Source organism: Parasaccharibacter apium (assembly GCF_002917995.1).
Lineage (GTDB): Bacteria > Pseudomonadota > Alphaproteobacteria > Acetobacterales > Acetobacteraceae > Bombella > Bombella apis.
In genome coordinates this window covers 216,481-228,099 of the sequence record NZ_LMYH01000013.1, presented here as the reverse complement: position 1 = coordinate 228,099, position 11,619 = coordinate 216,481, and the positions used below count along the sequence as shown (strand labels likewise).

9 protein-coding genes are annotated in these 11,619 nt (G+C 58.6%); 6 read left to right on the top strand and 3 right to left on the bottom strand.

Annotated features, from left to right (window positions below; genetic code table 11):
• Positions 1-480: 480 nt before the first annotated feature.
• On the top strand, positions 481-2,025 hold the full coding sequence (locus tag ASO19_RS07050; RefSeq protein WP_258036038.1) for a GMC family oxidoreductase: 1,545 nt from the start codon (positions 481-483) through the stop codon (positions 2,023-2,025).
• Between the two features lie 289 nt (positions 2,026-2,314).
• Positions 2,315-3,625, top strand: a complete 1,311-nt coding sequence (rho, locus tag ASO19_RS07045) for a transcription termination factor Rho (protein WP_086431611.1) — start codon at positions 2,315-2,317, stop codon at positions 3,623-3,625.
• A 228-nt stretch (positions 3,626-3,853) separates the two neighbouring features.
• Here rho and cydB read toward each other — a convergent pair whose 3' ends face one another.
• The 3 genes from cydB to ASO19_RS07030 form a co-directional block, all read right to left on the bottom strand.
• On the bottom strand, positions 3,854-4,873 hold the full coding sequence (gene cydB / locus ASO19_RS07040) for a cytochrome d ubiquinol oxidase subunit II (RefSeq protein WP_043559149.1): 1,020 nt from the start codon (positions 4,871-4,873) through the stop codon (positions 3,854-3,856).
• 1 nt (position 4,874) lies between these two features.
• A complete protein-coding gene (locus tag ASO19_RS07035; protein ID WP_043559146.1) occupies positions 4,875-6,290 on the bottom strand; it encodes a cytochrome ubiquinol oxidase subunit I in 1,416 nt (471 codons plus the stop codon).
• 239 nt (positions 6,291-6,529) lie between these two features.
• The gene (locus ASO19_RS07030) at positions 6,530-6,991 is read right to left on the bottom strand and encodes a methylated-DNA--[protein]-cysteine S-methyltransferase (RefSeq protein ID WP_103765676.1); all 462 of its coding nucleotides are present in this window, start codon (positions 6,989-6,991) and stop codon (positions 6,530-6,532) included.
• Positions 6,992-7,079: 88 nt separating this feature from the next.
• Here ASO19_RS07030 and mnmE point away from each other — a divergent pair, with 88 nt between their 5' ends.
• Genes mnmE through ASO19_RS07010 form a run of 4 tightly spaced genes read left to right on the top strand, consistent with a single transcriptional unit; the run spans position 7,080 to position 11,616 of the window.
• Positions 7,080-8,372, top strand: coding sequence for a tRNA uridine-5-carboxymethylaminomethyl(34) synthesis GTPase MnmE (mnmE, locus tag ASO19_RS07025; protein WP_103765692.1), 1,293 nt, complete (start codon positions 7,080-7,082; stop codon positions 8,370-8,372).
• Between the two features lie 10 nt (positions 8,373-8,382).
• Complete coding sequence (mnmG, locus tag ASO19_RS07020) at positions 8,383-10,254, top strand: tRNA uridine-5-carboxymethylaminomethyl(34) synthesis enzyme MnmG (RefSeq protein ID WP_103765675.1); 1,872 nt, start codon at positions 8,383-8,385, stop codon at positions 10,252-10,254.
• On the top strand, positions 10,254-10,832 hold the full coding sequence (gene rsmG, locus ASO19_RS07015) for a 16S rRNA (guanine(527)-N(7))-methyltransferase RsmG (protein ID WP_043559506.1): 579 nt from the start codon (positions 10,254-10,256) through the stop codon (positions 10,830-10,832). Before mnmG ends, rsmG begins: the two co-directional genes overlap by 1 nt.
• Positions 10,816-11,616: a ParA family protein gene (locus ASO19_RS07010; protein WP_373364558.1), complete on the top strand. Its 801-nt coding sequence runs from the start codon at positions 10,816-10,818 to the stop codon at positions 11,614-11,616. Before rsmG ends, ASO19_RS07010 begins: the two co-directional genes overlap by 17 nt.
• Positions 11,617-11,619: the final 3 nt, after the last annotated feature.

Below are 11,619 nucleotides of genomic sequence, written 5' to 3'. Positions count from 1 at the left end.
TTTTGAGCCGGAAAATGAGCGCCGTTTTTCAAAAATGGGATGAAGGAGAATTTCAGGGCTTTTCCGCCTCTGGAAGAAACAGGAAAAAGGGATCGTAGGGACATGAACCAAGGTCTTTCTTCATGGCGGCAAGCCAGTCTGGAGCTGGAATGGAAGAAAGGACAGCCAGACAACACAACATATGAATTTACAAATCTTAGATTTAGATGTTGTTGAAAGACCTTGTGGAAACCGGGGTACCCGGCTTTCGAAAAATGTACCCCAGCTTACTCACAGTGTGTACAACCTCTGAAGACAAGTTAGAGCAAGGGGTGCAGAACGTTATCCCTCTTTTTCCACAATGAGGCTGTGTACAATCCCCGTTTCATAAGGGGGTACAGTACCGTCCCCGGTACTCGGTACCTCTCCCGCTTCGGGCCGTACTGTCCCCATGTACCCCAGTACGAACATCTTTGATCCATAAGTGATGGAAACAGTTGCATGATGCAGAAAACGCATAATGATTTTTCACAGGAAACTGCCGATGTTGTCGTCATCGGGACGGGCGCGGGCGGCGCACCGCTCATTGCGCGACTTGCCATGGCAGGGCGGAAGGTCGTGGCGCTGGAAGCCGGCCCTTCTTTCAAGGCCAGGTCCCACACGCCGGATGAGCCGACAGCACAGGAACTGTACTGGCTGCATGAGCGTCTGTCTGGTGGGGGAACACCGCAGGCCTTTGGGGGTAATAACAGTGGAACAGGGATTGGGGGGTCCCTGCTTCATTACGGGGCTTTCCTGCCGCGCATGGATCCCCGGGATTACCGCCTGTACAGTGAGAGCGGGAAAGGGGTGGACTGGCCTTTCGGAGCCGAAGAGCTTCAGCCTTACGTGGAAGAGGTAGAGCGCTTCATAGGTGTGAGTGGCCCAGCATCTTATCCCTGGGATGAGAGCCGCCATTATGCCTATCCGCCCGCAGCACCCAACAATGCCGCCCTGAAGATGCGTCAGGCCTGTGACAATGTAGGGCTGCGTCATGCAGATGGTCCTCTGGCTGTCATCACGAAAGCTCATGACCAGCCTCATTTTGGCCGACGGGAAGCCTGCGTGAATTGCGGTGCCTGTCATCAGGGTTGCCGGAACGGGGCGAAATCGGGCGTGGACAACACCTATCTGCCACTGGCCTGTGCCCATGGGGCTGAACTGCGTCCTGGCTGCATGGCGACGGGGTTTGAGCGGGACAGCCAGGGGCGGATCACGGCGGTCATCTATGTCCGTGACGGACGGGAGGAACGGCAGAAATGCCGGGCTGTTGTCCTGTCTGCCGGAGCGGTGGAAACGGCCCGCCTGCTGCTGAACAACGGTCTGGCGAACAGTTCCGGGCAGGTGGGACGCAATTACATGACGCATGTATCCACGCAGGTCTGGGGTGTGTTTGATGAAGAAACCCGGCCCAACAAGGGTTACCCATCCCTGACCATTTCCGAAGACATGTTGCGGCCAAAGGATGCCGACTTTGCGGGAGGGTATCTGCTCCAGTCCCTGGGCATGATGCCGCTCACATGGGCTGCCAATCTGGTCCGGGCGGATGGGCGCCGTGGTGAGGCCCTCAGCCGCACGCTGGCAGCCTACAATTACAGTGCGGGTATCGGGATGCACGGGGAAAGCCTGCCACGGGATGAAAACCGTGTGACCCTGTCTGATGAAAAAGACGCTTTCGGTCTGCCCAAACCACGGATCGACCATACATACGGCCCCAATGAGGACGCCATGCACCGCCATGCATCCCGCCTGATGGTGAAGATGTGGGAGTCCATCGGGGCGAAGGACATCCGTGTCATCAGCCGGGCCGCACACATGATCGGCACCTGCCGGATGGGAACCGATGCAGGAGCGGCCGTGGTCAATCCATATGGGCGCAGTTTCGACATCGACAATCTGTGGATCAGCGACCACTCCATCTTCCCGAGTTCCGGTGCGGCCAATCCGGCCCTGACAATCATGGCCCTTGCCCTGCGCACGGCAGATGCCATGCTGAAAGTGGTCTGAAAGGCTGGCCCTGCCCCGCAAGGAGGGCCCGCTTGACAGTGCGGCCCTCTTTCACCTAGGAAGAAAGCCGACCTGATGGTGGCGGCGTCCTGCTTTGCCTTCCGGGTCATCTCCTTCGCACCGGAAGGCAGTTTTGCCAGTTCCCTGTGGGGCGGCAGCCCTGACTGTCCCTGAGGTCCGGCATGCCCCGTGGCGCATGGTCCTGCCGTGCGGGTACCCGGCCTGTATTCTGGTTTTTCGTCTATTCCGATTAGTTACCCCACCGGGGCATATCAAGGCGCATCATTTCATGCATCTCGCCGAACTGAAGAAGAAATCCCCTGCTGATCTGCTGGCTTTTGCTGAAGAGCTGGAGGTCGAAAATGCATCATCCCTGCGCAAGCAGGACATGATGTTTGCCATCCTCAAGACTCTCGCCGAGCGTGAGCAGGCCATTTATGGCGAAGGAACGCTCGAGATCCTGCCGGATGGTTTCGGCTTTCTGCGCAGCCCGGAAGCCAATTATCTGCCCGGCCCGGATGATATCTATGTGTCTCCGGCCCAGGTGCGCCGCTTTGCCCTGCGGCCTGGTGATACGGTGGAGGGTGAGATCCGGGCGCCCCGGGATGGAGAGCGCTATTTTGCCCTCCAGAAGGTCAATACCATCAATTTTGAGGCACCGGAGCAGGTCCGTGCCCGTATCAATTTCGACAACCTGACCCCCCTCTTCCCCGAGCGCCGTCTCCGCATGGAAACCGAGCCGACAGGGGAAGCTGGCGCTGCTCCGGCTCCTGCCAAGGGCAAGGGGCGTGATCGCAAGGACCAGAAGGATTACACCTCCCGTGTGATTGATCTGGTCTCTCCCATCGGCATGGGGCAGCGTGCCCTGATCGTTGCACCGCCGAGAACGGGTAAGACGGTGATGCTTCAGAGCATTGCTGCTTCCATTTCTGCCAATCACCCGGATGTGTTCCTTATCGTTCTGCTGATTGATGAACGGCCTGAGGAAGTGACGGACATGGCCCGGTCCGTTCGTGGTGAGGTCGTTTCCTCCACCTTTGATGAACCGGCCCACCGCCATGTGCAGGTGACGGAAATGGTGCTGGAAAAGGCGAAACGCCTTGTCGAGCACAAGCGTGATGTGGTCATCCTGCTGGATTCCATTACCCGTCTGGCCCGGGCCTATAACACGGTCGTGCCCTCATCCGGCAAGGTGCTGACCGGTGGTGTGGATGCCAACGCCCTCCAGCGGCCGAAGCGTTTCTTCGGTGCGGCCCGTAACATCGAGGAAGGTGGCTCCCTGACCATCATTGCCACGGCCCTGATTGATACAGGTTCCCGCATGGATGAGGTCATCTTTGAAGAGTTCAAGGGCACGGGCAACTCCGAGCTGATGCTGGACCGCAAGCTGGCAGACAAGCGCACCTTCCCGGCCATCGACATCACCAAGTCCGGCACCCGCAAGGAAGAGCTGCTGGTGGACCGGGCTTCCCTCTCCAAGATGTGGGTCCTGCGCCGTATCCTTGCCCCGATGGGCACGATGGATGCCATGGACTTCCTGCTGGACAAGCTGCGTTACAGCAAGACCAATCAGGACTTCTTCGATGCGATGAACAACTGATTAACAGCCTGGTCTGTTGTCCATGAAAGAAAAGGCAGGGCCATGCATATGGCCCTGCCTTTTCTTTAGGTGAAGTCCATGTCAGACCATCAGCCATGGGGGATCAGAAGGTGAAGGAAGCTTGCCATCAAGATGATGGCAAGAGTGCCCATTCCCCAGAGGGTCAAGAACCACGCTAGACGTTTGGAGAAGGAGGCTGGCACCTTCTTCTTATCGTATGTGGTGAACTTAGTGATATCCATCGGCTTTTGTGACCTTTCCACGGAAAAGATAGTAGGAATAGATCGAATATCCCGTGATGATGGGGAGCAGGATGACGGTCCCGACGAGCTGGAAAAGCTGGCTGGGAACTGGAGATGCTACATCCCACAGGGTCAGGGTTGGTGGTACAGCGTAGGGCCAGATGGTAATGGCCAGGCCAACCAGGCTGAGCAGGAACCATCCAATGGCGCACAGGAAAGGCGTGATGGCGTGTTCCTTGTCTAGGGTCCGCCACATCAGGAAACCGGCCAGTGCCACCAGTAGAGGAACAGGCAGGCCGAACAGAATGTTCGGAAAGGCAATCCAGTGATGGAGATAGGGCGCATGGAGAAACGGCGTCCAGCAGCTAACGGCAATGATGCAGAGAATCATCAGAATGGATAATCTTTTGGACCAGCGGCGGCATCGTGCTTCCAGTTCATCGGATGTGCGCCAAACGAGCCAGGTCGTACCAAGAAGAGCATAACCTGTAACAACGGACAGGCCACAAAGAACGCTGAACGGTGTCAGCCAGTCCATGGCTCCTCCGGCAAAGGCACCGTGGCTTGTATGCACCCCCTGAACGTACCCGCCAAGAATGCAGCCCTGACAGAAAGCGGCAAGTGTGGACCCTGCCATGAAGCCCGTATTCCAGAAGGCCCGATGGTTGGGTGAGTGCGCCATGATGCGGAACTCGAATGCAACACCACGGAAGATCAAAGCCCCCAGCATGATGATGATGGGGATATAGAAGGCAGGCAGCAGCGTGCTGTAAGCACCGGGGAAAACACCGAACAGGGTTGCTCCACCCAGAACCATCCATGTTTCATTACCATCCCAGACGGGGGCAATCGTGTTGATCATGATGTCACGATGCTCCGGCTTTTTCTCGAAAGCAAAGAGCATGCCAATTCCCAAGTCAAAGCCATCAAGGATGACGTAGACCGAAATGGCCAGAATGACGATGAACGCCCAGATGAAGGGAAGATAGAATGCAAGGCCGGACATGTTATGACGCATCCTTGTTCTGAGAGATCGTATGATGGTGGCTACCTAGGATCATGATGTCATCGCTGGTGTTGTCAGCAGCTTCTGGGGTGGCCCGTAGCAGGCGGATGAGCATCAGGAGGCCTGAGCCGAAAACAAAGAGATAGACCGCAACAAAAAACAGCATGGAGAAAGACAGGCTGGAGAGTGCCAGCGGTGAGGCGCTGTCTTTCGTGCGAAGCAGGCCATAGACCGTCCATGGTTGCCGCCCGACTTCTGTCGTAACCCAGCCACAGAGCAGAGCCAGAAACCCAGCTGGTGCCATGGTGAGTATCACCCGCAGGAAAAGAGGATGGTCGAACAAACGCTGTCGGCGCCGCAGCCAGAGTGACCAGAGGCCGCAGAGCAGCATAAGCCCCCCTAGGGCAATCATGATGCGGAAAGAAAAGAACACGATTGGTGCCGGGGCCCGCTGGTCTGCCGGATAATCTTTCAGGCCGGGTACCTTGCCGTTGATATCATGGGTCAGGATGAAGGAGCCCAGTAGCGGAATCCCTATGGCGTAATCCGTACGTTCTGTCTTCATGTTCGGGATGCCGAACAACAGTTCAGGGGCTCGTGTTTCGCTTGTCCAGTCGCCTTCCATGGCGGCAATCTTGGCGGGCTGATATTTCAGGGTGTTCAGCCCATGCATGTCGCCCGCTATGATCTGGAGAGGGGCTGTGATGACAATCATCCAGAGGGACAGGGAGAACATGAGGCGGATCGTACTGTCTGCCTGTGTACCTCCCTTTTTGGCCTTGAGCAGATGCCATGCACCTGCGGCAGCTACCGTGAAGGCCACTGAAAGCATGGCAGCCAGCCCCATATGGGTGATCCGGTAGGGAAAGGATGGATTGAAGATGATGGCCAGCCAGTCATGGGGCAGGAAATGGCCTGTCTTTTGGTCAATGACATAGCCTTGTGGGGTTTGCATCCATGAGTTGGATGCAAGGATCCATGTCATGGAGATCAGCGTTCCTGTAGTGACGGCACAGGTTGCAAAGAAATGCATTCTGCGGCCGACACGGTTCAGCCCGAACAGCATGACACCAAGGAAACCAGCCTCCATAAAGAAGGCCGTCATGACTTCGTAAGAGAGAAGCACGCCTGTGATGGGCCCTGCCTTGGCAGAGAAGCCTGCCCAGTTGGTACCGAACTCGTAGGCCATCACGATGCCAGAGACGACCCCCATGCCGAAGACGATGGAGAAGATTTTCAACCAGTATTTAAAGAGATTCAAATAACGGTTATCATTCGTTTTTAACCACATGCCTTCAAGAAAGGTGAGGAATACAGATAGACCGATCGAAAATGCTGGGAATATTATATGTACGCCAACGGTAAAGGCGAATTGTATTCGTGCGATTGTGAGAGGTAACTCATGGTCATTAACCATATATAATCATTCCTTTTCGTTGGAATGGGAGGAATTTGACATTTTTTCATTATTGATTTTGGCGAGTTTTCAACAATTGATTTTATTTTTCTTCTTATAAATATTTTTTAAATAAAAAATTCCCGTCATTTTTTGCGGGGTCAGGCCGATGGCAGGTGATGAAAATTTGCCATCATATTTTTGTAGGATCATGTGATGATCAGCTTTGGCAATAAGGTAAGGCTGGATGATCCCGTGCTTCAGGAACTGGATGCTTCTTGTTCCAACCCCAGCAGGAAGGCCTTGCTCTCTGCGCCTTCAAACCCGCTATAGTCACCATGGCCCCTGCCGTGGGAGGGCAGGACACGGTGGCAGGGAATGAGAATGAGCAGCGGGTTGCGGGCCACGGCCTGACCGATGGACTGCGGGCTTCCGCCGACAGTTTCGGCCAGGTCGCCATAGGTCCGGGTCTGCCCGTGCGGAATGGCACGCAGGGCTGCCCAGACACGTTTCTGATAGGCCGTGCCATCAAGCATCAGTGGAATGGACTGGAAATCCACCGGCTCTCCATCAAAATAATCCTGCATCATGTCCCGCACTTTCAGCAGGAGGGGCGTCTCACTCTGGTCCCGGCCCCAGCCTTCATCAAGGGAGACGATCTGCCCCTCTTCTTCGCTGAGGGTCAGGGCACCGAGGGGAGAATGGAAAGAAAGCTGTGGCATGGCTGTCAGGCTGCCCCTTTTGCGGGAGAGCGTCAATTCTTTCTTTGGCCCGCTGCTTTTCGGGCATGAGTGCTGTATGAAAGGCGGCATGACATCATCCAGCATTTCCACCCAGACGGTTTTTGCGTTGGCGACAGGCCCGGTGCAGGGGGCGATTGCGGTCATGCGGGTCAGCGGGCCGGAGAGTGCGATCCTGCTGGCAGCTCTCTGTGGTGCCCTGCCAGCTCCCCGTCATGCCAGCCTGCGGGCCTTGCGGCATGAAGGTGACGTGCTGGATCACGCTCTCGTCCTCTGGCTGCCGGGGCCTCGGTCCTATACGGGGGAAGACAGCTTCGAGCTGCATCTTCATGCCGGTCCGGCCATCGTGGAGGCAGTGGCGCAGGCCCTTGTTTCCCTTGGTGCCCGCCCTGCCGAACCGGGAGAGTTCACCCGTCGGGCCGTGCAGGCAGGACGGATGGACCTGTTGCAGGCCGAGGCCATAGCCGATCTGATTGAAGCCGATACGCAGGCCCAGCGGCATCAGGCCCTGAAACAGGCTGATGGTGCTCTGAGCCAGCTTTACACGGAATGGGCGTCCCGCCTGCGGCAGGTTCTGGCCCAGCAGGAAGCTCTGATCGATTTCCCGGATGAGGAACTCCCCCCGGAGGTGGAAGACGCCCTGCTGGGTGACTGCCGGACCCTGGCGGAAGAGATGCAGGCCCATCTGGCTGATGAACGGGGTGAGATCGTCCGTGATGGTCTGAAGATCGTTCTGGCGGGGGCTCCGAATGTGGGAAAGTCCAGCCTGCTGAATGCGTTGAGTGGTCAGGATGCTGCCATCGTCACGCAGAAGGCGGGTACGACACGGGATGCCATCGCCGTGGACTGGATGATAGAGGGCATCCGTGTCCGGCTGATTGATACGGCAGGCGTGCGGGAGACGGAGGATGAGATCGAGGCGGAAGGTATCCGCCGGACCATGCGGCACGTGAAAGAGGCCGATCTGCTCTTTCATCTTGTCGGGCCGGGGGATGAGACGCCCCTGCTGGCGGATCACGCCATAAGGCTGCGGACGAAGACGGACCTCGCCCCGGCACGGGAGGGTGAGCTTGGCATCCATACGAAGGATGAAGCCGGTCTGGCCCCTCTGAAGGCATGGCTGAAAGCCCATCTGGCCCGTCTCATGGCTCAGCGTGGCACCCCGCCCCTGACCCGTGCCCGCCATCGGGCAGGGCTGAAGGAGGCACAGGAACATATGACCCGTGCGCTGGAAGCCCCATGGCCGGAGGTGCGAGGAGAGGAGCTGCGTCTGGCCATGCAGGCCCTTGGCCGACTGACGGGCCATGTGGATGTGGAAGCCCTGCTTGATACGATTTTTGGCCAGTTCTGTATAGGAAAGTGACGTTACCTCAATGAGCACATCACCTGCGCAAACCTATGATGTCATCGTGGTGGGGGGCGGTCATGCCGGGACGGAAGCCGCCGCTGCCGCTGCCCGCTTCGGGGCCCGGACATTGCTGCTGACGCACAGGCTGGACACCGTAGGCAGCATGTCCTGCAATCCGGCCATCGGAGGCATCGGCAAGGGCCATCTCGTGCGGGAGATTGATGCCTTTGATGGTCTCATGGGCAAGGCGGCAGACCGGGCGGGAATTCATTTCAAGCTGCTGAACCGTTCCAAAGGGCCAGCGGTACATGGGCCACGGGCGCAGGCGGACCGCTCGCTTTACCGGGCCGCCATACAGGACCTTCTGGCGGCCACACCCAACCTGACCATGCTGGCCGGGGCCGTGGGCGACCTGATTGTCGAGAAGGGCCATGTCCGGGGTGTGATCTGCGAGGATGGCCGCCGTTTTTCCGCCGGGGCAGTCGTGCTGACAAGCGGCACCTTCCTGCGGGGCGTGATCCATACGGGGCGGGTCAGCCAGCCAGCCGGACGCATTGGCGATGCGCCCGCCATGCAGCTTGGGGAACGGCTGGAAGCCCTGGGGCTGAAAATGGGCCGCCTGAAAACAGGCACCCCGCCCCGTCTGGCCCGTGACAGCATCGACTGGGAGGCCCTGCCTGCCGATGAGGGCGATGCCGAGCCGGAGGCCTTCAGTACGCTGACAGCCTCCCTGCCCAATAGACAGATCGTCTGCCGCATCACGCAGACAACCCCGCAGACACACAGGATCATTGAGGACAACCTGCATCTTTCGGCCATGTATGGCGGTGAGATCACCGGGCGGGGTCCCCGCTACTGCCCGTCCATCGAGGACAAGATCGTCCGTTTCGCAGGGCGGGACAGTCATCAGGTGTTTCTGGAGCCGGAGGCCCTGCCGGGCAATCCGGGTGGGGAGCTGGTCTACCCCAACGGCATCAGCACCTCTCTGCCTGCCGAGGTGCAGGCGCAGATGATCGCTTCCATGCCGGGGCTGGAGACGGCCCGCATCGTCACCCCCGGCTATGCCGTTGAGTATGATTATGTTGACCCACGGGAGCTGCGTCCGTCTCTGGAGCTGCGGGCCTTGCCCGGCCTGTATCTCGCCGGGCAGATCAATGGCACGACAGGGTATGAGGAAGCGGGCGCACAGGGTCTTCTGGCCGGTCTGAACGCTGCCCGGGCCGTGGCAGGCAGGGAGCCCCTGACGCTGGGACGGGAGGAATCCTACCTTGGCGTGCTGATTGATGACCTGACCCTGCATGGTATCAGCGAACCCTATCGCATGTTCACCTCACGGGCGGAATATCGCCTTCTTCTGCGGGCGGACAATGCGGACCTGCGCCTGACACCAAAAGCCATCGAGGCCGGATGTGTTGGCACAGAACGTGAGGCGGCCTTCCGTGAGACGGTGCGCCAGATTGATGAAGCGATGGGGGAAGCCCGGAAACCGGCCTTCCTGCCCCAGCACCTGCGGGAGCATGGTATCGAGGTCTCGCAGGATGGACGGCGGCGCAGCCTGCTGGACGTACTGGCGACACAGGCCGATGAGACACGGATTGCCAGTCTCTCTCCATGGTTTGCCGCTCTGCCGGTCCGTATCGGGCGGCACGTACAGACAGAGGCCCGCTATGGTGGCTATCTGCGCAGGCAGGAGCGGGAAATCCAGCAGCTGAAGAGTGAGGCGGCCTTGCGCCTGCCGGATGATCTGGATTACGGGGCGATCGGGGGGCTGAGCCAGGAAATGCAGGAGCGGCTGGGGGCTGCCCGTCCGGCCGATTTCGCCGCTGCGGGGCGTGTCCGGGGTGTGACGCCCGCTGCCCTTATTGCCCTGCTTGCCCATGTCAGGAGCCGTACATGATGACGCATGTTTCACATGAAACAGAAAAGAAGCTCGCCCATTTTGCCAGCCTGCTGACCCGCTGGAATGAGAAGATCAATCTTGTCAGCCCGAAGGATATCGCCCACCTCCGCCAGCGTCACATTGAGGACAGTCTCCAGCTCGTCCCGCATGTTGCGGCTGGTGTGCGGATAACGGACCTTGGTTCTGGCGGTGGTTTCCCCGGGCTGATCGTGGCGATCGCAACAGGAAACCCGGTCACGCTGATTGAGTCCGACCAGCGGAAATGCGCCTTCCTGCGGGAAGCGGCACGGGAATGTGGTGCCCGTGTCACCGTGCTGGCAAAACGGATCGAGCAGGCAGAGGTGGAACCGGCGGACATTGTGACAGCCCGTGCGCTGGCCCCCCTGCCCCAGCTGCTCGACTGGGCACGGCCTCTGCTGAAGGAGGAAGGGTATTGTCTTTTCCTCAAGGGAAGAAAAGCGTCAGATGAGTTGACCAGTGCCCGTTCTGACTGGCACATGAGATATGAAAGTCTCCCAAGCCGAACAGACCCAGACGGGGTCCTTCTCAGGATCAGTGATTTCAGACGTGTCTAAAGCTGCTTCACATACACCGCACATCATCGCCATTGCCAACCAGAAGGGGGGTGTCGGCAAAACGACGACCAGCCTGAATCTGGCGGCAGCTCTGGCGCAGCGCAAGCGTGTCCTGCTGGTGGACCTTGACCCGCAGGGCAATGCGTCAACAGGCCTCGGGCTGGATTATGATGAGCGTGGCCGTGGCACCTATGGCGCCTTGCTGGAGGATGCCCCGGCGGAGACGCTTCTCCGTTCCAGCGTGGTGCCGAAGCTGGATGTCATGCCTGCCAATGGCGACCTGGCCGGAGCCGAGCTGGAGATGATCGACCAGGACCGGCGGGAATACCGGCTGCGGGATGCCCTGAAACCATTGCTTAACCGGTATGACATCATTCTGATCGACTGCCCGCCCAGCCTGGGGCTGTTGACCCTCAATGCGCTTGTCGTGGCCCAGAGCGTTCTGGTGCCGTTGCAGTGCGAGTTCTTCGCTCTGGAGGGGATCAGCCAGCTGGTCCGTTCCATCGAGCGGGTGCGTCTTGCCTTCAATGCGGACCTGCATCTGGAAGGGATCGTGCTGACAATGTTCGATACCCGCAACAATCTCTCTGCTCTGGTGGCGGAGGATGCCCGGGGCTTCTTTGGTGATCAGGTCTTCAAAACGATGATTCCCCGTAATATCCGTATTTCCGAAGCACAGAGTCATGGGCGGCCTGTCATGGATTATGCCCGCAGTTCCACCGGGGCACTGGCCTATGAGGATCTGGGGGCCGAGCTGCTGAAACGGCTGAAGAAGAAAGGCTGAGCA